Annotated in this window: 23 protein-coding genes; 15 read left to right on the top strand and 8 right to left on the bottom strand. The window is 68.9% G+C overall.

Annotated elements, in window-relative coordinates; translation table 11 throughout:
* Positions 1-59 precede the first annotated feature (59 nt).
* The 4 genes from ACIQ6S_RS03450 to ACIQ6S_RS03435 all read right to left on the bottom strand — a co-directional run bounded on the left by ACIQ6S_RS03450 (position 60) and on the right by ACIQ6S_RS03435 (position 4371).
* Positions 60-755, bottom strand: a complete 696-nt coding sequence (locus ACIQ6S_RS03450; RefSeq protein WP_397607144.1) for a LytR/AlgR family response regulator transcription factor — start codon at positions 753-755, stop codon at positions 60-62.
* Complete coding sequence (locus tag ACIQ6S_RS03445; protein WP_397607143.1) at positions 749-1681, bottom strand: sensor histidine kinase; 933 nt, start codon at positions 1679-1681, stop codon at positions 749-751. The genes ACIQ6S_RS03450 and ACIQ6S_RS03445 overlap by 7 nt, the downstream gene beginning before the upstream one ends.
* A 51-nt stretch (positions 1682-1732) precedes the next feature.
* Entirely contained in the window at positions 1733-2578 is an 846-nt protein-coding gene (locus tag ACIQ6S_RS03440; protein WP_397607142.1) for a lysostaphin resistance A-like protein, read from the bottom strand.
* A gap of 128 nt (positions 2579-2706) precedes the next feature.
* Positions 2707-4371 carry an NAD(P)/FAD-dependent oxidoreductase gene (locus ACIQ6S_RS03435; protein WP_397607141.1) on the bottom strand — a complete coding sequence of 555 codons (1665 nt, stop codon included), beginning with the start codon at positions 4369-4371 and terminating at the stop codon, positions 2707-2709.
* Positions 4372-4516: 145 nt separating this feature from the next.
* Between ACIQ6S_RS03435 and ACIQ6S_RS03430 the strand changes: the two genes are divergently transcribed.
* The 13 genes from ACIQ6S_RS03430 to ACIQ6S_RS03370 all read left to right on the top strand — a co-directional run bounded on the left by ACIQ6S_RS03430 (position 4517) and on the right by ACIQ6S_RS03370 (position 16034).
* Positions 4517-4927, top strand: coding sequence for a hypothetical protein (locus ACIQ6S_RS03430; protein ID WP_297866063.1), 411 nt, complete (start codon positions 4517-4519; stop codon positions 4925-4927).
* A gap of 56 nt (positions 4928-4983) precedes the next feature.
* Positions 4984-7140, top strand: a complete 2157-nt coding sequence (locus tag ACIQ6S_RS03425) for an FAD-dependent oxidoreductase (protein WP_397607140.1) — start codon at positions 4984-4986, stop codon at positions 7138-7140.
* Between the two features lie 38 nt (positions 7141-7178).
* On the top strand, positions 7179-8246 hold the full coding sequence (locus ACIQ6S_RS03420; protein ID WP_397607139.1) for a methyltransferase domain-containing protein: 1068 nt from the start codon (positions 7179-7181) through the stop codon (positions 8244-8246).
* An 11-nt stretch (positions 8247-8257) separates the two neighbouring features.
* On the top strand, positions 8258-8932 hold the full coding sequence (locus ACIQ6S_RS03415; RefSeq protein ID WP_397607138.1) for a glycosyl transferase family 2: 675 nt from the start codon (positions 8258-8260) through the stop codon (positions 8930-8932).
* The gene (locus tag ACIQ6S_RS03410; RefSeq protein WP_397607137.1) at positions 8929-9621 is read left to right on the top strand and encodes a DUF2064 domain-containing protein; all 693 of its coding nucleotides are present in this window, start codon (positions 8929-8931) and stop codon (positions 9619-9621) included. The genes ACIQ6S_RS03415 and ACIQ6S_RS03410 overlap by 4 nt, the downstream gene beginning before the upstream one ends.
* On the top strand, positions 9618-10433 hold the full coding sequence (locus ACIQ6S_RS03405) for a sterol desaturase family protein (RefSeq protein ID WP_397607136.1): 816 nt from the start codon (positions 9618-9620) through the stop codon (positions 10431-10433). The genes ACIQ6S_RS03410 and ACIQ6S_RS03405 overlap by 4 nt, the downstream gene beginning before the upstream one ends.
* Entirely contained in the window at positions 10426-11382 is a 957-nt protein-coding gene (arsS, locus tag ACIQ6S_RS03400) for an arsenosugar biosynthesis radical SAM (seleno)protein ArsS (RefSeq protein WP_397607135.1), read from the top strand. The genes ACIQ6S_RS03405 and arsS overlap by 8 nt, the downstream gene beginning before the upstream one ends.
* Positions 11383-11479: 97 nt before the next feature.
* The gene (locus ACIQ6S_RS03395) at positions 11480-12178 is read left to right on the top strand and encodes a hypothetical protein (RefSeq protein ID WP_397607134.1); all 699 of its coding nucleotides are present in this window, start codon (positions 11480-11482) and stop codon (positions 12176-12178) included.
* 7 nt (positions 12179-12185) lie between these two features.
* Entirely contained in the window at positions 12186-12698 is a 513-nt protein-coding gene (locus ACIQ6S_RS03390; RefSeq protein WP_297866055.1) for an RNA polymerase sigma factor, read from the top strand.
* Positions 12691-13062 (top strand): hypothetical protein, encoded by a 372-nt coding sequence (locus tag ACIQ6S_RS03385; protein WP_397607133.1) that lies wholly within the window; start codon positions 12691-12693, stop codon positions 13060-13062. Before ACIQ6S_RS03390 ends, ACIQ6S_RS03385 begins: the two co-directional genes overlap by 8 nt.
* A 74-nt stretch (positions 13063-13136) precedes the next feature.
* Complete coding sequence (ppa, locus tag ACIQ6S_RS03380; protein WP_397607132.1) at positions 13137-13691, top strand: inorganic diphosphatase; 555 nt, start codon at positions 13137-13139, stop codon at positions 13689-13691.
* Between the two features lie 154 nt (positions 13692-13845).
* Entirely contained in the window at positions 13846-14922 is a 1077-nt protein-coding gene (locus tag ACIQ6S_RS03375; RefSeq protein ID WP_397607131.1) for an HDOD domain-containing protein, read from the top strand.
* The gene (locus tag ACIQ6S_RS03370) at positions 14919-16034 is read left to right on the top strand and encodes an HDOD domain-containing protein (RefSeq protein ID WP_397607130.1); all 1116 of its coding nucleotides are present in this window, start codon (positions 14919-14921) and stop codon (positions 16032-16034) included. The genes ACIQ6S_RS03375 and ACIQ6S_RS03370 overlap by 4 nt, the downstream gene beginning before the upstream one ends.
* A gap of 7 nt (positions 16035-16041) precedes the next feature.
* Here ACIQ6S_RS03370 and ACIQ6S_RS03365 read toward each other — a convergent pair whose 3' ends face one another.
* Positions 16042-16545: a fasciclin domain-containing protein gene (locus ACIQ6S_RS03365; RefSeq protein WP_397607129.1), complete on the bottom strand. Its 504-nt coding sequence runs from the start codon at positions 16543-16545 to the stop codon at positions 16042-16044.
* Positions 16546-16726: 181 nt separating this feature from the next.
* On the opposite strand from ACIQ6S_RS03365, the gene ACIQ6S_RS03360 reads away from it, so the two are divergent.
* Positions 16727-17599 (top strand): protein-disulfide reductase DsbD domain-containing protein, encoded by an 873-nt coding sequence (locus ACIQ6S_RS03360; protein WP_397607128.1) that lies wholly within the window; start codon positions 16727-16729, stop codon positions 17597-17599.
* 31 nt (positions 17600-17630) lie between these two features.
* The gene (locus ACIQ6S_RS03355) at positions 17631-18233 is read left to right on the top strand and encodes a thioredoxin family protein (protein WP_397573780.1); all 603 of its coding nucleotides are present in this window, start codon (positions 17631-17633) and stop codon (positions 18231-18233) included.
* A 34-nt stretch (positions 18234-18267) separates the two neighbouring features.
* Here ACIQ6S_RS03355 and ACIQ6S_RS03350 read toward each other — a convergent pair whose 3' ends face one another.
* The 3 genes from ACIQ6S_RS03350 to ACIQ6S_RS03340 form a co-directional block, all read right to left on the bottom strand.
* Entirely contained in the window at positions 18268-19596 is a 1329-nt protein-coding gene (locus ACIQ6S_RS03350) for a serine hydrolase (protein WP_397607127.1), read from the bottom strand.
* Positions 19589-20929, bottom strand: coding sequence for an MFS transporter (locus tag ACIQ6S_RS03345; RefSeq protein ID WP_397607126.1), 1341 nt, complete (start codon positions 20927-20929; stop codon positions 19589-19591). Before ACIQ6S_RS03345 ends, ACIQ6S_RS03350 begins: the two co-directional genes overlap by 8 nt.
* A gap of 257 nt (positions 20930-21186) precedes the next feature.
* The gene (locus ACIQ6S_RS03340; protein ID WP_397607125.1) at positions 21187-23835 is read right to left on the bottom strand and encodes a TonB-dependent receptor; all 2649 of its coding nucleotides are present in this window, start codon (positions 23833-23835) and stop codon (positions 21187-21189) included.
* Positions 23836-23984 lie beyond the last annotated feature (149 nt).

Below are 23984 nucleotides of genomic sequence, written 5' to 3'. Positions count from 1 at the left end.
GCGGAGAGCTCGCCTCGCAGTAATGGCCCTGCCTCGATAGCGGGCCCTCTTGCGTCGTTTCAAAACTCGGCATCGCGATACAGCCGGCCAATCGGACGGTGGATCCCACCCGTCAATGTGACCTCATGGGCGTCGAATGCGACGACGTGGCGGCGGTTGACCATGTGGCATTTATGGATCCTGACGAAGCCGAAGAGTGCCAACCTCGACTCCAGCGCCTTCATGCTTTCCGAAACCAGAATCAGCTCCTTTGCAGTCAAGAGCGAGCAGAAGTTGCCCTCCGCATCGATCGCGAAGATATCGCCCGGAGGCACGAGGCGGTGGCCTCGCCCGCAGAAGAAGGCGAGTGCCTTTGGCGTCCGTGGAGTGGCACGATCAACGAGAAGCGAACGCAAGCGATCAAGGCACAGCGCAAGCCGATCGGCGCTGACTGGCTTGAGCAGGTAGTCGCGAACTCCACGCTCGAACGCTTCGACCGCGTAGTCCGCATGTGCAGTGATAAGTACCGTCACCGGCACGTCATCGAGACCGGCGAGCAGCTCAAATCCAGTCGAGCCAGCGAGATCGAAATCGAGAAAGAGAACGGCGACAGGATGACGAGCGAGACCAGCCACTGCAGAGGCTTTCGAGGCGTATCGACCCGCGTCAACAAAATCCGGGTGCGCCGCGAGAAGCGCACGCAGCGCGACGTGCGCCTGCGGCTCGTCATCGACACTGGCATACCGGATCGGAAGAAGAGTTTCCGGTGTCACCATAAATCCAGCTCGGCTACATACCGTCCGTCTCGCATGCCAGCTTCGAAGCGGTGACGGCCCGGATAGAGATGGGCCAAGCGACGACGGACGAGCGAGTGCCCCAAGCCCATGCCCGGCTCGGCGGACGGTGACGATGGCACGGCGTTGTCGACGCGGAAGCGCAGCGTCGACACCTCAATAGCCAAGTGCACGACGACGTCAATCCGACCTTCTGTGTCGCGCCCGTTCTTCAGGGCGTTCTCGAGCAGGGAAGCCATTAGAAGCGACGGAACAGCCTCGTCCGCATCGCCCTCAAGCACCATGTCTACCCGGGAATCCGGACTGCTTCGTTCCAACGCGAAGCGTCGACATCCCTCCATGAATGCCCACTCATCGCTCGCAGTCACAAGGTCCCTTCCTGCGCTCAACGCGAGATACCGCATCATCCCAGAGAGCGCCAGGACGAGTTCGGGCACACGTCCCGGCGAAGCGAGGCTGGCGGCATAAAGCGTGTTCAACAGATTGTGCAGGGCATGGGGGGACAGCTGTGCTTGGAGCGCGCGCTGTTCGGCGAGCTCGCGAAGCCTTTCAGCCTCTTCGAGCGCCCGACGGGCTCGGATCCCGCGCCATGCACCGCGGATGGCCAGCATCACGCCCACCACCACCCCGACATTGATGATGTCCTGAATCACGCTTTGCCGGAAGCCGAGCCATACGATGACGGGACGGAGCACCAAGGCCCAACCCACCACCAGGACAAGAATCGTCGGCAGCGCTAGGCCGATCCGCGGCCATCGATCCACGACGGCAAAACTGCTAAGCACTGGCCCTAGCATGAGGCCAAACAGCACGGGGACAATAAATGCGATGCGCGCAGTTGGCAGGTTCGGGTCGCCAAAAGGGCTGATAAGTGCCACAACCACAAGCAATGCCACGAAGACGCCCAAGGCCCAACGCCAAGCGGAGCCCGTGACCTCACGCACCGAAGCCCCCTCTACTCAATTCGACAGGGATGAGGCCCGGGCGGATCGCTGCCGATGCGACATCTCAACCCAGCCCAGCCACACGAGCAAGCCCACGACGAGCAGTGCGAAGTCTATCCACGTCACATCAGCGTTCGTGCCGTTCGGCTCGTAAAGGAAGTAGAACACATTGTTGACGACGTGCAGACCGATCGCGGGCAGCAAGGATCCCGTGCGCCACGCGGAGACGCCCATACAGAGCCCCATAAGCGCGACGCCCAGCCCGCCCCAAAGACCTGGGCTTGTATGCAGTGCGGTGAACAGCACCGTTGAAATGAGCAGGGCGGCGACCGCCCCCACGCGGACGGCAAGGCGCGGCATGAGGTATCCGCGAAAGACGATCTCCTCGCTGGCGGCCTGCACGCCGATGCAGGCCAGCGCCGTGGCCAACAGTACGGTCCACTCCATCAATCCGAAGGCCGCGGCTCTCGCCCCCATCACCGAGGGCCCGTCCGTCACCAGCGTAGCGGTCATTGTGATGATGAGCCAAGCGGCCGCCGATACAAGGCCCCAAGCCCATGCGGGACGCCCGGATGTGGCTTGCCATATTGAGACACGCCGTTCGGGCGCACTGAGCTTGGCGCGAGCCAGAAGGAAGGCCGCGAGGGCAACGCCGAACATCCAGCCGGTTGAAAGGAGGTTGATCCACTCCTTGAGCCACGGCGATGCATCGGGAACGAGGGGCTTGAGCACGTGGTTGAACACGGCGAAGAACAAAAGGCCGCCCAAACCAAAGCCAACGAAGTACGCCAGAACGGTGCCGCTGGACCTCAGAAAGGCGCGCGGCTCACCCCTCCAAGGCGCAGACCAGGTCGTCAACATGCGTTCACTCCATCCAAGGGGTCGCTGCACTCTATGTTGGGAATACTCAGATTGAAAACGAGAAAATGACGAACATGCGGATCCGATGACGAACGTATCGCCTATCGGCCTGCGCACCGTGACGAGCGTCACGCCGGCAACGCCGTGCCCGCTTCGATCATCGCCTCGGCCACCCATTCCGCCGCGCGGATGCCATCGACGCCGGCCGAAAGAATGCCGCCGGCATAGCCCGCGCCTTCGCCCGCCGGGAACAGGCCGCGCGTGTTGAGGCTTTGGCCGTCGTCGCCGCGCGTCAGGCGCAGCGGCGAGGAGGTGCGGGTTTCGACGCCGGTGAGCAGCGCATCGGACATGTCGAAACCCTTGATCTGCCTACCGAAGGCCGGCAGCGCTTCGCGGATCGCCTCGATGGCGTAGCGCGGCAGGGCCGTGGAGAGATCGCCCAGCCGGACGCCCGGCGTGTACGAGTTCACCACCGTGCCCAGCGCTTCCGAGGGCGTGCCGGCGAGGAAATCACCAACCTTCTGCGCCGGCGCTTCGTAGGTTTCGCCGCCGAGCTTGAACGCGATTTCTTCCCAATGCCGCTGCAGCGCGATGCCCGCCAGCGGGCTGCCGCTGGGGTCGAACTCGGCGTAGTCCTCGGGCGTGATGCCCACCACGATCGCCGCGTTGGCATTGCGCTCGTTGCGCGAGTACTGGCTCATGCCGTTGGTGACCACGCGCCCGGGCTCGCTGGCCGCCGCCACCACGGTGCCGCCCGGGCACATGCAGAAGCTGTAGACCGAGCGCCCGTTCTTGCAGTGGTGCACCAGCTTGTAGTCGGCCGCGCCGAGCATGGGATGGCCGGCCTGCGGACCGAAGCGCGCCTGGTCGATCACCGACTGCGGGTGCTCGATGCGGAAGCCGATGGAGAAAGGCTTGGCTTCCATGAAGACGCCGCGCGCGTGCAGCATCGCGAAGGTGTCGCGGGCGCTGTGGCCCAGCGCCATCACGACGTGGTTGGCGCGCAGGGTTTCGCCGCTGGCCAACACCACGCCGCGCAGTTGGCGCACGCCTGCGGCATCCACGTCGATCAGCAGGTCATCCACGCGCTGCGAGAAGCGGATTTCGCCGCCCAGGCCTTCGATGACGCCCCGCATGTGCTCCACCATCGACACCAGGCGGAAGGTGCCGATGTGCGGCTTGCTGACGTAGAGGATTTCATCGGGCGCGCCGGCCTGCACGAACTCCTCCAGCACCTTGCGACCCAGGTGGCGCTTGTCGCTGATCTGGCTGTAGAGCTTGCCGTCGGAAAACGTGCCGGCACCGCCCTCGCCGTACTGCACGTTCGACTCGGGGTTCAGCACTTTCTTCCGCCACAGGCCGAAGGTGTCGACGGTGCGCTCGCGCACTTGTTTGCCGCGCTCGAGCACGATGGGGCGCAGGCCCATCTGCGCCAGAACGAGTGCAGCGAACAGGCCGCAGGGGCCCATGCCGACCACAATCGGGCGCAGCGGCTGGTCCGGCGCCGGCTTGGCGATGAAGCGGTAGGTCGTGTCGGGGGTCGGGGTCACCTTGACGCGGTTCGGCTTCTTCTCGGCCGCAACGCGCTTCAGCACCGCCGCCTCATCGGCGACGTCGACATCCACCGAGTAGATCAACTGGATCTGGCCGCGCTTGCGGGCGTCGTAGCTGCGCTTGGCCACGGAGAGCGAACGCAGCGCGCCGGGCGGCAGCTTCAGGCGCGCCAGCACCGCGTCGTTGATCGCGGTGTCGGCGTGGTCCAGCGGCAGGGTGATGTCGGTGAGTCGAAGCATGGGGCGTGGAGCGGTGCGGCCGTGGAAGGCCGCCATGATCCCACGCCGGGCGGCTCCGCTTCTGCTGGCCGTCGCGGCGGGGGACGCCCGGGCGCGTATCCTCGACGGCGGGCCATGCAGGGCTCGCGCATCAGGGAGTCGACGAATGAAGATCGTGAAATGGTTCATCGCCGGGTTCGTGGCGACGCTGGTGTTCCACCAGGGCCTATTCGGCCTGCTGTATCTGACGGGCATCAGCCCGCGCGCACCGTTCAATCTGGCCGCGACGGAACCGCTGGGCATCCCGCAAGTGGTATCGCTGGCGTTCTGGGGCGGGGTCTGGGCGATCGCGCTGGCGCCGCTGCTGGCGAAATTCACGGCAGCCCGTTGGTGGTCGGCATGGATCATCGCCGGCGCCATTGGCCCGAGTGCGGTGGCCCTGTTCATCGTGTTCCCGCTCAAGGGCATGGCGATGGCCGGCGGCTGGGACCCCAAGCTGATCATCGGCGCCCTGCTGCTCAACGGCGCGTGGGGGCTGGGCTGTGCCGTCGCGCTCCGAGTGATGAAATCCCGCTGAGCTGTAACCCGCATCGCCCTTCGCACGAACCAGCATCACACCGACGAGAAAACCCGATGGGCCAAACCCCGCCCTTGTCCCGGCCGCGGCTGGTCGCTGTGCTGCTCGCTGTCGCCCTGCTGGCGATCTGGTCGAGCGGCGCGCACCAGTGGTTGACGCTGGGCGCCCTGAAGACCCAGGCCGACGCGCTCAGCACGGCGGTGGCCGCGAACCCGTGGCAGGCCGCGGGGCTGTTCTTCCTCGCCTACGTGCTGGTGGCCGCGCTGTCGATCCCCGGCGCCGCGGTGATGACGCTGGCAGCCGGAGCCCTGTTCGGCTTGCTCGAGGGGACGGTGCTGGTGTCGTTCGCCAGCTCGATCGGCGCGACGCTGGCCTTCCTCGTCGCGCGCTTCGGCTTCCGCGATGCGCTTCGGGCCCGCTTCGGCGAACGGCTGCGCGACATCGATGCCGGCATCGCCCGCGACGGCGCCTTCTACCTGCTGACCCTGCGCCTCGTCCCGGCCTTCCCGTTCTTCATCGTCAACCTGCTCTCCGGCCTCACGTCGCTGGCCACGCGGACCTTCTACTGGGTGAGCCAGCTGGGCATGCTGCCCGCGACCATCGTCTACGTGCTGGCGGGAACGCAGCTCGCTCAGATCCGTTCGGTCGGTGACATTCTCTCGCCCGGCCTGCTCGGCGCGCTCGTGGCCTTGAGCGCCCTGCCGCTGTTGCTGAAGGCGGTGCTGGGCTGGCTGAAGGCCCGCCGCGTCTACGCCGGGCACCGGAAACCGAGGTCGTTCGACTACAACCTGATCGCCATCGGCGCGGGCTCGGCCGGGCTGGTCACCACCTACATCGGCGCGGCGGTGAAGGCGAAGGTCGCGCTGATCGAAAAGCACAAGATGGGCGGCGACTGCCTCAACACCGGCTGCGTGCCGTCGAAGGCGCTGATCCGCTCGGCGCGGCTGCTGGCCGAAGCGCGCGAGGCGCAGAAGTACGGGCTGAATTCGCTCTCGGCCGATTTCGACTTCGCCACGGTGATGGAGCGCGTGCAGCGCGTGGTGGCGAAGGTCGAGCCGCACGATTCAATCGAGCGCTACACCGGGCTGGGCGTGGACGTGATCGAAGGCGACGCGCGCCTCGTCAGCCCGTGGGAGGTGGAAGTCAACGGCCGACGGATCAGCGCCCGCAGCATCGTCATCGCCACCGGCGCACGGCCGCTGGTTCCAACGATCCCCGGCCTCGAGAGCATCGAGGCGCTAACGAGCGACACCGTGTGGGCCTTGCGCGAGCTTCCCAAGCGCCTGCTGGTGCTGGGCGGTGGGCCGATCGGCTGCGAACTGGCGCAGAGCTTCGCGCGCTTTGGGGCGGCGGTGAGCGTGGTCGAGATGGCGCCGCGACTGCTGCCGCGCGAGGACCCGGAGGTTGGCGCGCTGCTCGCCGAGCGCCTTGCGCACGAAGGCCTTCATGTCGCCACCGGCCACAAGGCGTTGCGCATCGAGCCCGGTGCCGACGGGAAAGGCGGCGTGCTGGTCGCCGAGGCGAACGGCTCGGAAGTGCGGATCGACTTCGACCGCCTGCTGCTGGCATTGGGGCGCACGCCGAACACCCGCGGCTTCGGCCTGGAGGAACTCGGCGTGGAGCTCGGCCCGCGCGGGCACGTGGCGGTCGATGGCCTGATGCGCACGAACTTCCCGAACATCCTCGTGGCCGGCGACGTGGCCGGCCCCTACCAGTTCACCCACATGGCGGCGCACCAGGCCTGGTACGCCGCGGTCAACGGACTGCTCGCGCCGTTCTGGTCGTTCAAGGTCGATTACCGCGTGGTGCCCTGGGTGACCTTCACCGACCCGGAAGTGGCGCGCGTCGGGCTGTCGGAGGACGAGGCGAAGGCTCAAGGCATCGCCATCGACGTGACGCGCTACGGCATCGATGACCTCGACCGCGCCATCGCCGACAGCAACGACGAAGGCTTCGTCAAGGTGCTCACGCCGCCGGGCAGCGACCGCATCCTCGGCGCCTGCATCGTCGGCGCACACGCCGGCGAGCTGCTGCCGGAGTTCGTGCTGGCGATGAAGCACGGCCTCGGCTTGAACAAGCTGCTCGGCACGATCCACGTCTATCCGACGATGAATGAGGCCAACAAGTACGCCGCCGGTGTGTGGAAGCGGGCGAACGCCCCGCAGGGCGCGCTGCGCTGGGCCGAACGATTCTTCCGTTGGCGCCGCGGATAGGCCGGCGAGAACCCCGCCCGGCACGCGGAACGAACCCAATGACGACGACGAACACGATGACCACACCGACACGCACCCACGCCGACGTCCGCGAGTACTACGGCGACGTCCTGCAATCGAGCGCCGACCTGAAGACCGGCGCCTGCTGCCCAGCCGAGGCCATGCCTTTCGCCCTGCGCCGGATGCTCGGCGACATCCATCCCGAGATCCTCGCGCGCTTCTACGGCTGCGGCTCGCCGCTGCCGCCGGCGCTCGAAGGCCGCACCGTGCTCGACCTCGGCTGCGGCACTGGCCGCGACGCCTACCTGCTCTCGCGACTGGTCGGCCCGACGGGACGCGTGATCGGCGTCGATATGACCCCCGAGCAACTCACGGTGGCGCGCCGCCATCGCGACTGGCACGCCGAGCGCTACGGCTTCGCGGCGAGCAACGTCGAGTTCCATGAGGGCCTGATCGAAGACCTCGGGGCGATCGGCATCACCGACGCGAGCATCGACGTGGTGGTCTCGAACTGCGTGCTGAACCTTGCGCCCGACAAGGCGCGTGTGTTCGCCGAGGTCTTCCGCGTGCTCAAGCCCGGCGGCGAGCTGTACTTCGCCGACGTGTTCGCCGACCGCCGCATCCCCGACGCCCTGCGCCGCGACCCCGTACTGTTGGGCGAGTGCCTCGGCGGTGCGCTTTACACCGAGGACTTCCGCCGATTGATGCAGCAGGTGGGCTGCGCCGACGCCCGTACCGTCAGCCGCGCGCCGATTCCGCTGCTCGACCCGGCCATCGAGGCCGCCATCGGCTTCGTGAATTTCGAATCGATCACGGTGCGGGCGTTCAAGCTCGCACTGGAAGATCGTTGTGAGGACTTCGGCCAGATCGCGACGTATCGCGGCACGATTCCCGACGCGCCGCACGCCTTCGTGCTCGACGACCACCACACCTTCGAGACCGGCCGTCCGCTGCGCGTCTGCGGCAACACCTTCGACATGCTGGCGGCCACTCGCTTCGGCGCGCATTTCGAGCTGCACGGCGACAAAGCGCGCCACTTCGGTCTGTTCGACTGCGCGCCGGCCTCGCCGACGTCGGTACCGAAGGCCGCCGGCGCCTGCTGCTGAGTCTTTCAGCCGTGGGTGCCCCCGTGCTCAGCATCGTCATCCCGGCCGGCCCCGGCGACCGTGACTGGACGGCGCTGCTGGATGACCTGCCGGCGAGCGACGACCTCGAGCGCCTGCTGGTGCTGGCCGAAGGCGACGCCTTGCCGGTCGGCCCAACGGGCACGCGGGTGATCGTCGCGCCGGCGGGCCGGGCGCGGCAGATCAACGCTGGCCTGCGCGAAGCACGGGGCGCGACGGTGTGGATCCTGCACGCCGACACCCGCATCGATGGGAACACGTTCGCTGCCGCGCGTGATGCGGCCCTCGGCTTCGCGCGCGGCGAGGCACCGGCGCTGTGCTGGTTCAATCTCGCCTTCCACGACGGGCCGCGGGCGATGGCGATCAACGCCTTCGGCGCCAACCTGCGCAGCCGCTGGTTCGGCATGCCTTTCGGCGACCAGGGCTTCCTGGCACCCCGAACGCTGTTCGAATCGCTCGGCGGTTTCGATCCGTCGGTTGGCCGCGGTGAAGACCATGCCTTCGTCCACACCGTGCGTCGCGCCGGACTGCCGCTGCGACGCCTGCGCGGCCGGGTGGCAACCAGCGCGCGCCGCTACATCGAACATGGCTGGTGGCGGACGACGCGCGAACACCTTCGGCTGACCTGGCAGCAGCGCCGTGCATTCTCACGAGGCCCAGCGCCATGAGGCCCGGCCTCGCCCTGTTCGTGAAGACGCCCGGCCGCTCGCCGGTGAAGTCGCGGCTCTGGCCGGCGATCGGCCGCGAGGCCGCGGAAGCGCTCTACCTCGACTGCGCCACCGCCGTTGGCGAGATCGCGATCGCCCTGCAACGCAGCGACCGGCTCCACGCCTACTGGGCGGTGGCGGAGGCCGACGGCGACCACGCCGCGCCCTCCGATCCTTGGCAGCTCCTGCCGGTGATTGCGCAAGGCGAGGGCGGGCTCGGTGAGCGCATGGCGCATGTCTGGGCCACGCTGCGCGCACGCCACGGCGCCGCGCTGCTGATCGGCACCGACCTGCCGCAGTTGTCCATGCCGGCCCTGGCCGACGCCGTGGACGCCCTCGTCCACGCCAAGGCCGATCTCGTGCTCGGGCCGAGCGAGGACGGCGGCTTCTGGCTGGTGGGCGGCCGCGTCGACCTGCCGCTCGCCGCGTGGACGGCACCGCGCTACAGCACGCCCGACGCGCGCAGCGACTTCCTCGCCGCGCTCCCGAAGGGCCTGCACATCCACCAGCTCGACGCGGCGCACGACCTCGATGAACCGGGGGACCTCGCCGTCGTCGCCGCGGCGCTGGCCGCGCTGCCGGAACGCACGGCTTCGCAGGAGCGGGTGTCGCGCCGTCTCGACGCCCTGCTGGCGACGATGCCCCGATGAACGCCGACCTGCTCCGTCTCGCCGCCGTGCTCGGCCTGCTGACCCTGCTGCTGGTGCTGCAGTGGCGCTTCGGCTTCCGCCATGACATGCGCGGCCGCGTGATGCTCGACAACCTCGTCGTCGCGCTGGCCGGCAGTGGCCTGCTGCGACTCGTGGTACCGATCGGTACGGTCGGCACCGCGCTGTGGGCGCAGTCGCAAGGGCTGGGCCTGTTCTCCGCGATCGGCCTCGACGGCGCCGGGGCGATCGCTGCGACCGTCGTGCTGATGGACCTCGCGATCTGGGCACAGCATGTCGCCTCGCACCGCTGGCCCTGGCTGTGGCGCCTGCATCGCGTGCACCACGTGGCCACGCGCTTCGAGGCCACGCTGGGCCTGCGCTTCCATCCCCTCGAAATCCTCGTCTCGCTGGGCTGGAAGCTGCTGCTGGTCCTGGCCCTCGGCCTTCCCGCCGCGGGCATCGCGTTGTACGAGACCCTGCTTGCGCTGGCCGCGCTGTGGACGCACGCCGACCTCGCCCTGCCGCCGCGCCTCGAACGCGCCGTCAGCGCGGTGCTGGTCACGCCCACGTGGCACCGCGTGCACCACTCGCCCGAGCGCGCCTGCACCGACAGCCACTACGGCAACCTGCTCACCGCCTGGGACCGGCTGTTCCGCACCCGCCCGGTGACGCCGCCCAGCGACCAGCGCGCCATGGCCATCGGCCTCGAGGGCTGGCGCAGCGATGCCGACCAACGCTGGGCCGCCCTGCTGCTGAACCCCTTCCGGCGCGCCCCGCGCCCCGCCCCCACCGAGACCGCCCCGCATGCGTGACACCTGGCCCCTGCTGAAGGACATCCCGTTCCCGGCGCTCACCCGCGGCGCGTTCACGACGCTGCAGCTCAACCTCGGCTACCGCTGCAACCTCAGCTGCGTGCACTGCCACGTGGCCGCCGGCCCGCGTCGCACCGAAACGATGTCGAAGGCGACCATGGAGACGGCACTCGCGGTGGCCGAACGCTTCGGCGTGACCACCCTCGACCTCACCGGCGGCTCGCCCGAGATGAATCCCGAGTTCCGCTGGCTGGTCGCCGAAGCCCGCGCACGCGGGCTGCATGTGATGGACCGTCTGAACCCCACGATCATGGAAGAGCCCGGCTACGACTGGGTCGGCCCCTTCCTCGCCGAGCACCGCGTCGAGGCCGTGGCCTCCCTGCCCTGCTACAGCCAGGCCAACGTCGACGAACAGCGCGGCGATGGCGTGTTCGAAGCCTCCATCCGCGCCCTGCAGTCGCTCAACGCGCTCGGCTACGGCCAGCCCGGCAGCGGCCTGATGCTCAACCTCGTCTACAACCCGAACGGCGCCTTCCTGCCGCCGCAGCAGGAAAAACTCGAGGCCGACTACAAGCGCCTGCTCGGCGAAAACTTCGGCATCGCGTTCAACCACCTGTACGCGCTGGCCAACATGCCGATCCAGCGCTTCGGCTCGTGGCTGCAGTCGAAGGGCCAGTTCGAGGCCTACATGGGCAAGCTCCGCGCCGCGCACCGCGACGAGAACCTCGACGCGGTGATGTGCCGTTCGCTCGTCAGCGTCGACTACAACGGCGAGCTGTTCGACTGCGACTTCAACCAGATGCTGAAGATGCCGCTGGGCGGCGGCAGCGCCCCACGCCACCTTGATGAGCTGCTGGCCGGCCCCCTGCCCGAGCGCATCGCCGTCGCGGGGCACTGCTACGGCTGCACGGCCGGGCAGGGCTCGAGCTGCGGCGGCGCGCTTGCCTGAGGGCGTTCACCGGACGGCTTCGGGTCGGTCGGCGAGGACAGTGAAGAAATCCCCCGCTCGCGTGTAGAAGGGAAGACATCCCCACGCGAGCACACCCATGGCCTACCCTGTTCCCGCCCCCCGCTCCGCCAGCGCTCTCCTCGTCCTCGCACTGTCCGCCGCGCTACTGGCCGGCTGCCAGCCGGCCGCCGAGGCGCCAACACTGAGTACGCACGCCGTGCCTCCGGTGCGCGCGCAGGCGATCGCCGAGGCCATCAACACGACGCTGATGCAGGGCGACGCGCCCCCGCTCGGCCGCGCCGAAGTGGCTTCGCCCGGCACCCTCGTGGTGCGCGCGCCGTCCGGGATGCAGGCCTCGATCGCCTCGACCATCGCCGCGCTGCAGGGCGTCGAGGCGGCCGAGCCTGTGCAAGTGCAGGTCGAAGCGTGGTGGATCGGCAAGAACCCGGAGGCCGCCCCGCTGCCCGCCGAGCTCGCCGACGTGGCCAAGGCCCTCGGCAGCGATGCGAGCGCCCTGCGCGTCCGCGACCATGTCCGACTCGGCGTCGCGGCCAGCGGGCGTTTGGCCAACGCGAACGGCGACGCGATGCTGATGAACGTTCGAGCGGCGCCGGAGGGAGATACCTTCGTGCTTGAACTACACATTACCCAAACGCGTGTGGAGGTCGCCCGCGCTGGAGGACCAATTCGCTACGAGGGCGAGGTGCGCGTGGTCCCCGGCGAATTCACCGTGCTGACCTCGCGACCGGACGGCAGCGGCGGCAGCGAATCGCTCGTGCTGCGGCTCACCAACTGAGGCTCGGATGGCGCTCGATGATGCGCAGCTTGCCGCCTGCTACCGGCGTCTGGAAAGGCCGCTATACAACGCGCTTTACCGGCTCCTTTGGGAGCCGCAGGCCTGCATGGACGTGATGCACGACGCCTGTCTCGCGGTGTGGGCGAAGCGCGCAACGGTCGATGCGGCGCGCGTCGACGCGCTGGTCACCGCGGCGGCGCTGAATCTGGCGCGCAACGAGCGGCGCTGGCAGTCGCTGCGGCACTGGCTGCCGTGGCGAGACGAATCCTTACCGGAACCGCTCGGCGAGGACAGCGCTCTGTCGAAAGCCGAAGCCACCGAGCTGCGTGCCGCCCTCGCCGCCCTGCCCGAGCGCGAGCGCGAAGTGCTGGTGCTGGCCGAGTTCATGGGCCTTTCCACCGCTGAGATCGCGGAAGCGCTGGATATCCCGCCCGGCACGGTCGGCTCGCGTCGCCACCATGCCGTGAAGAAGCTGGCGCAGCGCTACGCACCTGCCATCGGAGCCGCCCGAGATGCATGATTCGCCGACGCCCCTGCCCGCGCTACGATCGACGCTTCGCCGCAGCCTCGTTCCGCCCCCCGGCGGCAGCGCGCGGCTGGCCCAAACCCTCGCCGCGGCCACGAACGCACCACGCGCTTCTCGGCTCCGTCCTGCTCTGACGGCCGCCGCGGCGCTCGCGATGGTCGCGGTCATGGCCCTGCCACTGCGCACCGCCGTCGAGCGCCACGACGTCCGGCAGCAGATGGAGGTGCGCCTCGCCGCCGCCGTCGCCGAGGCCGGCCGCCTCGGCCCCGAGGTCCGCATCCACGGCGCAAGCGTGCAGCGGCTGCCCAGCAGGGTGCCTGGTGTCCGGGTCTACCGCGTCGAACCGCAAGGTCCCTGAGAGCGGTCCCGAGCCCCGATTCGATGCCCTTGCGGTATCCTCCGCGCCCTCTACCGACCCCCTCAGGAACCGCCATGGGCCTTTCCCTCGTCCCGACCGGCCGCGACGTGCCGAACGAAATCAACGTCATCATCGAGATCCCGAAGGACGCCGAGCCGGTGAAGTACGAGGTCGACAAGGAGACCGGCGCGATCTTCGTCGACCGCATCCTTTCGACCCCGATGCGCTACCCCTGCAACTACGGCTACGTGCCGCACACGCTCTGCGGCGACGGCGACCCGGTCGACGTGCTGGTGATCCTGCCGCTCGCGCTGGTGCCGGGCTCGGTGATCCGCTGCCGCCCGGTCGGCATGCTGAAGATGACCGACGAGGCCGGCGAGGACACCAAGCTCGTCGCCGTGCCGGTGCCGAAGGTCTTCAAGGGCTACGAGCACATCACCGACATCGCCCAGGTCTCGCAGCACTGGCTGGAGCGCATCGGCCACTTCTTCGAGCACTACAAGGACCTCGAGAAGGGCAAGTGGGTCAAGCTCGAGGGCTGGGAAGGCAAGGACGCCGCGATCAAGGAGATCCTCGACGGCATCGCTCGCTTCAACGCCGTTCCGGACGACGAGAAGCCGGCTTTCTGATCGGCCGACCGCCTTCGCTCCCTCCCCGGACCCCGGCCCCGTGCCGGGGTTCGCGTTTTGTGGCCGAGCGCAGCGACGGCGGGGGCGGCCGGGCGTATCCTCCATCGAATCAGGCCCGCGCCGTCGCGGGCCGCATCCCGGAAGGAGCCCGTCCATGTTCGTCCTGATCGTCGGCCGTGATCTCGAGCGCAGCGCGGACCTTTCCGCCACGCTGACGGCCCTCGGCCTCGACTGGACCGTGCAGTGGGTGGGCGAAGCCGCCGAGGCGCAGGCCCTGCTGGAAGGCCGCGGCGTCGACGTCGTCGCCGTTGACGGTGGCGAGGCCCGCGGCATCGACGTGCTGCGCCGCGCCCGCGAGAAGAACCCCACGGCCGTGCGCCTGCTGCTGCTGCCGCCGGGCGCCGAACCCAGCGCCGCCGCGATCGACATCGCGCACCGCCACCTCGGCCTGCCGCTGCAGGCGAACGCGATGGTCGACGCCGTCGAGGGCATCGGCGAATTGTTCGAAGTGCTCGACAACCCCGACCTGAAGTCGAAGGTCGGCGCCATCGCGCAGCTGCCGCCGTCGCCGGAAACCTACCTCGCCGTCTCGAAGGCACTGTCCGATCCGAATGTCGGTGCCGCGCAGGTGGTGTCGATGCTGACCAAGGACCCGGCGCTGGTCGCCAAGGTGCTGCGCGTCTGTAACTCGGCGTTCTTCTCCGGCGGCCGGCCGGTGGCCGACCTGAAGGCTGCGGTCGTCCGCCTGGGTCTTGAGACGCTGCGCCGCGTGGTGCTCGCCGCCGAGGCGCTGTCGGCGAACAACGGCCCCGACGCCGAGACGGTGCGTCGCCGGGCCTTCTTCGCTTCGCAGCTGGCCGCGCGCCTGCTGCCGGGCCCGAGCGCGGAAATGGCCGCCACGGCCGCGATGCTCGCCGAACTCGGCCGACTGCTGCCGGGCTTCAAGGACGCCTACGGCAAGGACGGCAACGCCAGCTATGCCGACGCCGGCGCTTGGCTGCTGGGGCTCTGGGGCCTGCCGATGCCGATCGTCGAAGGCGTGGCCTTCCACCTCGAACCGACGCGCAGCCGCCAGCGCGGCTTCTGGATTCCCGGCGCCGTCCACGTGGCGCACGCCCTCGTGGGCAGCATCCCGCTCGACGAGGCCTGGCTCGACGCCAGCGGCCTGCGCGACAAGCTGCCCGAGTGGCAGCGCGTCCACCAGAAGCTGGCGGACGCCGAAAGCGCATGAGCCTGCGGGTCGCGCTGGTCGACCATCCCGACCAGCACGGCGACCTGCGCCGCCTCGCCGCCGAACTGCCGCGCGAGTGGGTCGTCATCGACGGCCTGCGCCCCGAGCAGCTGCTGGAAGATGCCGCCTTGGGCGGCATCGATGCGGTTTTCACCAGCGCCGACCCCGGCGCGATCGATGGCGCCACCCTGCTCCAACGCCTGCAGCGGGTCTGCCCGGAAGCGCTGCGCGTGCTGGTGCTTCCCACAGGCTTCGATCCGCGGCGAAGCGAGCGCCTCGCCGCTGAACCGGCCGTTCAACAGGTGGTGTCGGCGCCCTTCGAAGCCAGCACGGTGCGCGCCGCGATGCGTCGCGTGCTCACCGTGCGGAGCCTGCTGCGCGATCCGGACCTGCGGTCCGAGCTCGGCCAGGTGGAGCGCCTGCCCGCCTCGCCAAGCGCCTACCTGAGCCTGCGCATGGTCGTGGCGGACGACAACGCCGGGACCGACGAGGCCGTGCAGGTGCTGCGGCGTGATCCGGTGCTCGCGGTCCGGGTGCTGCGCGTGGCGAACTCGGCACTTTACTCGCGCGGCCGACCGATCCTCGATCTCACCGTGGCGACCCAGCGCCTCGGCCTGCAAACCCTCGTGCAGCTCGTGCTGGCCAGCGAAGTGTTCAGCCGTCTCGGCGACGGCGATGGTCAAGCGGCGCAGACGCGCGCGCTGCTGGCGTCGACCTTGGCCATGCGCATCGCGGCGACGCCGCGCGACGCGGGGCTCGCCGGCAGCGCGGCACTGCTCGCCGATCTCGGGCGGCAGCTGCCCGGTTCGCTGTTGAACGCACCGCCCCATCCGAGCGAACTCTGGCAAGCAGCGCCGCGAGTGACCTTGCTGGGCGCGGGCCTGATGGCGCTTTGGGGCCTGCCGATGGAAATGGTGGAAGCCGTCGCCTTCCACCACGCGCCGGGACGGCTCGCCGGACGCGGTCTCGATGTGGTGGGCACGACGCATCTCGCCCGCGCACTCGTCGGCGACATCCCGCTCGACGAGGCTTGGGTGGAATCCGCCGGGCTCGCGCCACGCATGGCGGCATGGCGCGAGTTGGCGGATCGCCTGATGGCCGAAGCGGCCTGAGAGGCGCTTACTCCGGCAGCATCACCGTGTCGATCACGTGGATCACGCCATTGCTGGCGGCCACGTCGGTGGCGGTGATCGTCGCGCCGTCGATGGTGACGGTGCTGCCGCTGACGTTGATGTCGGCATCGGCACCATTCACCGTCGTGGCCTTGTCGAGCTTCACCGCGTCGGCGGCGAGCACCTTACCCGCCACCACGTGGTAAGTGAGGATCGCGGCGAGCTTCGCCTTGTTCTCCGGCTTCAGCAGGTCTTCGAGCGTGCCGGCCGGCAGCTTGGCGAAGGCTTCGTCGGTCGGGGCGAACACGGTGAACGGGCCCGGGCCGCTGAGGGTCTCGACGAGGCCGGCGGCCTTCACCGCGGCGACGAGGGTTTCGAAATCGGCATTGGCGGCAGCGACGTCGACGATGGTGCCCGGCGCCTTGTCGCCATGGTTGTGGGCGACGGCGGGCGTGGCGACGGCGGCGGCCACGGCGAGGGTGAGCAGCGAACGGTGCGCGAACGAGAGCATGGGCGACTCCTGGGGATTGGGGGACGTGCGAAATGCACGACACACACCATGACGAAGGGTCCGTCGGGCTGGCGTGCGTTTCGCGTGCAGGTGTTGTCGCGGTCCGGTGGCGGCGGAGTGACGGGCGTGCACGCGCGCTTCACCGCGAATGGCGACGCTGTGCGCTCCGATGCATCGACCCATGCTGACCGCCACCGTGCTGCGCCTTACTTTCGCCTCATTGATGGGCTTCGTCGCAACCTTCGCCGTCGCGTCGCTGTCATCGCCCGCCAACGCGATGACGCCGACGCTCAACGCTCGCGTCGCGCTCGTCGCCGACCACGCGGCCGTCGCACCCGGGCAGCCGTTCAAGGCCGGCCTTCGCATCGTCCATGACAAGGGGTGGCACACGTACTGGGCGAACCCCGGCGATTCCGGCCTGCCCACGCGATTCGACTGGACACTGCCCGCAGGCGCGAGCGCTGGCGCGATCGAATGGCCCCTGCCCGAGCGCCTGCTGGCCAGCGGGCTCACCAACTTCGGCTACAGCGATGCGCTGCTGTTGCCCGCCACGCTGCGCGTGCCGGCGAGCGCCGCTGCCGGGTCGCGCTTCCGCGCCACGCTGCGCGCACGCTGGCTGATCTGCGAGGAAGCATGCATTCCCGACGAGGCCACGCTGACGCTCGACCTGCCTATCGAAGCCGCGCCGCGCGCGTCCGTTGATGCGGCGGACTTCGAAGCGACCGCCGCGCGCGTGCCGGTGGCGCCCCATGCGCCGAGCGGCCACAGCTGGCGCGATGCGACCCACGTCGCCACGCAGATCGATGACGCGGACGCGATGCTGCGCGGCGCGACGCGCATCGAGGTGTTTCCGCTCACGCCGCAGATCGTCACCTCCACGCGCATCGAGGCCCGCTTGGGCCCCGACGGCGCGCTGCGCTTCCGCCACCCCGCCAGCGAGTACTTCGACCGCATGCCCGCCCGCATCGACTGGGTGATCGGCGCGCAGGGCGAAGACGGCCGCTGGCGCGCGCTGCAGATCTCGCTGCCGGCGGACGACGCGCGCACCCCCTGACCCGATTCATCCACCGCCACGGAGCACTGCCATGAAGACCCTCCTCGCCGCCGCGCTCGGCACCGCCCTCGCCTTCGCCGGCAGCCTCCACGCCGCCGCCACCGTGGGCCAGCCCGCGCCGGCCTTCACGCTCACCGACACGAAGGGCACCGCGCATTCGCTCGCGGACTTCGCCGGCAAGACCGTGGTGCTGGAGTGGTTCAACCACGAATGCCCGTTCGTGAAAAAGCACTACGGCGCCGGCAACATGCAGCGCCAGCAGGCCGCCGCGACCGGCAAGGGCGTGGTCTGGCTGACCATCAACTCCTCGGCGGCGGGCAAGCAGGGCCACGTCAATGCCGAACAGGCCAACGCCATCCTCGGCGAGTGGAAGGCCAGCCCCACCGCCTTCCTGCTCGACCACGACGGCACGGTCGGCCAGGCCTACGGCGCGAAGACCACGCCGCACATGTATGTCATCGATGGCACGGGCGTGCTGCGCTACAACGGCGCGATCGATTCGAACCCGAGCGCCGACCCCGCCGACATCCCGGGTGCCACGCAGTACGTGGAAGCTGCGCTGGGCGATCTCGCCGCGAATCGCGCGGTCGCTCGCGGAACGACGCAGCCCTACGGCTGCTCGGTGAAGTACTGATCGATCGATGCGGGCGATCGCCGCAGCGCGGCGATCAGCCCAGCCCGAGCACCGAGGGCAGGAAGGCCGCGCCGGCGCGATGCGGGCGCGGCCTTTCCTTTTCCGCCGCCAGGGCGGCACGGCCGAGCGCCGCGAGGAAGGGCCGGCTCACCGTGTCGTACTCGTAGCGGTCGTCGTTGAGCACGCCATCATCATTGGCGTAGAGGTTCGCGCTCAGCAGCACTTCGCACTGCCCATCGGCCTCGGTGAGCAGCGCGGTTTCGCCCTGGTGGCCGAAGGCCTCGCCGGTCTTGCCGAAGCTGCGGAACCCGCGCGGCGCGGCATCGCGATCACCGACGACGAAGAACTTCGCGTAGCCGTCGCCGAACGCCGCCGGCGCATGCGTGCCGGTGGCAAGAAGCGGCGATTCGCGCGGAAACAGGCCGGTGATGCGCAGCAGCGAAAGCCGCGTCGTCGCGCTCAGCGCCCAGCGCTGCGAACGCCGTGTCGCTTCCGGGAAAGCCAGCCGCAGCAGCATCGCGTGCGCGTCCTCGAGCGGCAGGAAATTCGCCGTGCTGAAATCGCGCGGGCCCTGCTCGATGCGGCCGCGGTCGTCCTGCCAAGCCGCGCCCTTCAGCGCGCTGCCGAACGGGAAGCGACGCGCCGCCCCACGGCGCGCGTCCGCGTTCCACCGCGGCACCCAGGCGAGCTCGCCGTCTGGCCCCGTTTCCGGCGCCTCGATGCGCGAGGCCACGGTCTGCCGGTTCAATCGTGCGTCCGGGGAACCGAGCCGGGAGATCAAGCGCACGTCGTCAAAGCCCAGCTCGGCGAGGCGCGCGTGGATGCGGTCGGGGCCGAGCACGTCGTAGAGCCGGTTGAACGGCACGTTCTCGCTGACCACCAGCAGGCGCCACAGCGTCTGCCAGAGCGGTTCGACTGAGGGCTCCGCCGCCTCCCAGTTGCCGCTGCGCGGCGCCCCCGAAAGCACCGTGCGGGCATTGAAGCCGAGGTTCGCGGCTTCCAGCACTTCGGCCACCAGCAGCGCGATCGGGAGCTTCACCACGCTTGCCGCCGGGAACCAGCGCTGCCGCTGCACGCCGAACGTCGCAGTCGCGAAGCGCGCACTGCCATCCGCCTCGCGCTCGATGCGTGTCAGCGCGATCTGCACCTCGCGGCGCGGGTCACGGAGCACCTCACGCTGCGCTGCAGGCAGGTGGGCGAAGACGGCGTCGAACAGCGCCTGCGCTTCCGCACCCTGCAGGCGGCGATGGCGCCGCGCACCAGCGGCGGCGGCCGGCGCCGACTGCGCCAATGCCGGCCCCGCGGCGCTGAGCAGGCCCAGCGCCGACATCGCCGCCACCACGCGCCGACGCGCTTCATCCATGCGCGGGTTCCGGCACGGGCTCGAGGACCGGGCGCTCGTTCACGCGCAAGAGGAAGGTGGCGGCCAGCAGCAAGCTGCAGCCACTGAGCACGAGCGCGTAGATCGCGTGGTTGTCGAACACCTGCTTCACCAGCGGGCCCAGCACCAACGCCGCGGTGATCTGCGGCAGCACGATGAACATGTTGAACAGGCCCATGAACACGCCCATCCGCTTCTCTTCAAGGCAGCCGGCGAGCAGCGCATAGGGCATCGACAGGATGCTGGCCCACGCCACGCCGACGAGGACGAAGCCGAACTTCAGCCACTCCGGCGACGGCGCCACGTACATCGAAAGGAAACCGAGGCCACCGATCACCAACGAAGCGGCATGTATCGCCCGGCGATTGAGCACGAAGCGCGCGGCGTAGAACGCGAGCAGGAGCGCGACGACCATCGACGACAGGCCGTACCAGCCCATGGCCACGCCGACGAGGTCGGCGGCGTCCTGGTAGGCCTTGTTCACCGCCGCGAACGTCGCGGCCTGCTCCGGGACTGCCATGTCGTAGGCGCTGGCGACTGGCGCCGGTGCGTTGAACACATGCTCCGTCAGGCCTGGCGTCGCCATGCTCCACATCGCGAAGAAGGCGAACCAGCTGAAGAACTGCACGATGCCGATGCGGCGCATCTGCTTCGGCATGTGCACGATGTTGTGGACGATGTCGCGGAAGAAGCTTCCCTGCTGCTTCTCGGCCTCGAAGGCGGCGAGATCATCCGGCGGGTACTCCTTCGTCGTGAACACGGTGACGAGGATCGACGCCAGGAACACGAAGGCGCCGATCGCGAAGGCCACCTGCACCGAGGGCGGCACGACGCCGGGCGCCGCCTCGTTGCTGACGCCCATCTGCGTGACGAACCACGGCAGGTTGCTGGCCACCCAGGTGCCGATGCCGATGATCAGCGTCTGCACCACGAAGCCGTAGCTGCGCTGCTCCTCCGGCAGCTTGTCGGCCACCAGCGCGCGGAACGGCTCCATGCTGACGTTGATCGACGCATCGAGCACCCAGAGCGTGCCGACGGCGATCCAAAGGGCCGGCGAGTGCGGCATGAACAGCAACGCGATCGAGCTGAGGATCGCGCCGAGCACGAAGTAAGGGCGTCGTCGCCCGAGGATCGGATGCCAGGTGCGGTCACTGAGGTAGCCGATGATCGGCTGCACCAGCAGGCCGGTGAGCGGCGCGGCGATCCACAGCAGCGGCAGCGCGTCCTTCTCGGCGCCCAGGGTCTGGAAGATGCGGGAGACGAAGCCCCCTTGCAGTGCGAAGCCGAACTGGATGCCGAGGAACCCGAACGACATGTTCCAGATCTGCCAGAACGACAGGACGGGCCGGCGTGCCGACCCCGATGCGATGTTGGCCCCATGCGCCATGCTGCTACCGCCCCTTGATGATTGGTGGCCCGCGCAACGTGCGTTGGCAGTGGCCGAAAGGTACTACACCGAAAACACTCGCCAGCGTCGATGTGCGACCGCAGCAGGGCAGCGCCCAGCCCGGAACGAGGGCGAAAAAAACCCCCGGCGGTGCAGGACCGGCCGGGGGCGGGAAGCCAGAAGGCTTAGAACTTGTAGCTGACGCCGAGCAGCGCGTTGTTGCCGTATTCCACGTACTCCTGCGGGCGGGTGGCCGCGCCGAAGTTGCGGGTGAACGGCTCGTCCGTCAGGTTGCTGATCTGGAAGATGAAGCCGAGGTCCTTGACCGGGCCTTCCTGCACCGTGTAGCTGATCTGCAGGTCGACGATCTCTTCCGAACCGATCAGCGAACGCTCGCTGTCGAGGAACACGTTCACGCCTTCACCCACGTACGAGGAACGCGTGCGACGGGTGGCGCGGACGCCCCAACCGAAGCGCTCCCAGTACAGCGTCACGTTGGACGTGTACTTCGAGAAGCCCGGCAGCTGCGGCACGCCGAGGACGCGCGGATCGATGCTGGTGCTCGTGTCGGTGTAGCTCGCCTGGAGGCCGAAGCCCTCGAGCGGCTGCCACATCAGGTCGAAGGGCAGCGACACGGCGTACTCGAAGCCCTTGATCGTGCCGCCTTCCGCGTTGACCGGACGGGTGTACACGCCGATGCGCGAGGCCGGCAGCGCGGTCACGCCGGCCGGGATCGGCAGGCCGGTGAAGTCGTAGCGGACCGACTGGTTCGCGACGTAGTTCAGCAGGTCCTTGTGGAAGAACGCGATCGACACGTAGCCGCGGCCACCGAAGTACTTCTCCCACGAGAGGTCGAGGGCGTCGGCCTTCCACGGACGCAGGGTCGGGTTGCCACCGCCGGCTTCCCAGCGCGGGCCGCCCGGGGCGGTCTGGTTGACGCCATAGCCGAAGCCGGCCGAGAGGTCGTCGATGCGCGGACGGGCCACCTGGCGCGCGGCGCCGAAGCGCAGCTTCTGTTCCCACGGCAGGTCGGCGATCAGGTTCAACGACGGCAGCACGTTGGTGTAGGTGTCGCCCGCCTCGAACGGCGTGCCGATGGCATTGCCGTTGTAGGTGATGCGGCCGAAGCCGGTCTGGTCGACGCGCTGCACCTGGACGCCGATGTTGCCGGAGACCGGGATCGAGCCGTACTCGGTGTCGAGGTTGGCCTGGATGTACGCCGTGGTGATGTCTTCCTCGACGCCGAAGCTCTTGCGCGCGCCGCCGAAGTCGGCGAAGCGGCTCTGGCGGGCGTAGTTGACGGTCGACGGATCGAAGCTCGGCATGAACGGAATGCCGAAGAAGCCGAAGGCGAAGTTGCCGCCCGCCGGGTACGGCGCCGTCTGGTTCGACAGCGAGCACGAGTTGATGCAGAGGCGGTCTTCCGTGGCGAAGCGGTCCTTCTCGCGCATCGTCAGGTTGGCGCCGAACTCCAGCGAGCTGATGAAGCCCGAATCGAAGCTGCGCTCGAAGTCGATGCGCGCCTGCTGGATCTCGTCGTTGATGGAGTAGGGCTTGTCGAAGCCGTCACCACCCCAGCCGCCGCGGTCCCACAGGCGGAGCTGTGACGGGTTGTTGAAGTCCATGCCGTAGCGCATGTCGTACCAGCCGCCCGGGTTGAACGTGGCGGTGAGCGTCGTGCCCGGCGAGCCCGGCGGCAGGCCGGCGTTGCTCTCGAAGTTGCGGCCGTTGCGCTCGGACTTCGACATGCTGAGGTCGGCGGTGACCTTCCAGTCTTCGTTGACGGTCCACTCGTGGTTCCAGCCGACCGACAGCATTTCGTCTTCGCTGTCGTACTTGTCGGTGCGGAACACCGGGCTGGCGCCCGTCCAGGTGAAGCTGTTCTGGCCGCGGACGACGCCCGAGTTGGTCAGGTAGCCGCCGTTGCCGAGGCCGATCTCGATGCCGCGCTGCGTGGTGCTGGAATCGAACTGCGAGTAGAAGACGTCGAGCGCGCCGCGGTGGGCGTCGTTGGGGCGGTACTCGAGGGTGGCGTTGAAGCCTTCGCGCACCTGGTCGGAGAGACGCGACTGGATGGTGGCGCCTTCGAGCAGGCCGGTGCCGTCGTAGCCCCACGCGCGCCAGCTGTTCGACTGGCCGGGCGTGTTGAGGTAGGCGTAACCGAGCACGAGGCCGAGCGTGCGGGCGTCGTTCTGGTCGATGTAGGTGACGCTGCCGCGCTCGCCGAAGATGTCGGAGCTCTCGAGCTGGTTGCGGTCGGCGCGCAGGTTGACGGCGACGGTGCGCTTGTCGAAGTCGAGCGGACGGATCGTCTGCAGGTCGATCGTCGCCGAGAGGCCCTGGCCGACGAGGCCGGCCTGCGGGGTCTTGTAGACGAGCACCTGCTTCATCAGTTCGGCCGGGTACTGGTCGAACTCGACGCCGCGGTTGATGCCCATGCTGGTCTGCTCGCGGCCGTTCAGCGTGGTGGCCGAGAAGTCACCCGACAGGCCGCGGACGTTGATGTCCGTGGCGCGGCCACGCACGCGCTGGGCGGTGACGCCCGGCAGGCGCGCCAGCGAGTCGGCGATGGAGAAGTCGGGGAGCTTGCCGATGTCTTCGGCGGAAACCGCCTCGACGATCGAGCGCGCGTCGCGCTTCGAGTCGATGGCGTTCTCGATGCCGGCGACGATGCCGGAGCGGACTTCCACCGCGTCCAGTTCCTTGACGTCGGCCTCGTCGGCCTTCTCGTCTTCTTCCGCGGCCGCTTGGGCCTGCGCTTGGGCGTTCGCCGCCATGGCCATGAGGGCCGAGGCGAGCGCCACGCTCAGCATGTCGCGCTTGAGGTTCAACATTCCCATCTCCTGAAACTCGGGCTGGATCTGACGCCTTTCGGCGCGGTCGATCGTGGCGGCACGCAAGGGCACGCGTCACGGTTTATTCATGTTAGTGCTACGACTCAAAACGAGCGCTTGGCTGCATACGTATTCATGGACTTTTAACG

It is taken from the genome of Silanimonas sp. (genome assembly GCF_044377035.1).
Taxonomy (GTDB): domain Bacteria; phylum Pseudomonadota; class Gammaproteobacteria; order Xanthomonadales; family Xanthomonadaceae; genus Silanimonas.
This window is presented reverse-complemented; position numbering and strand designations above follow the sequence as displayed.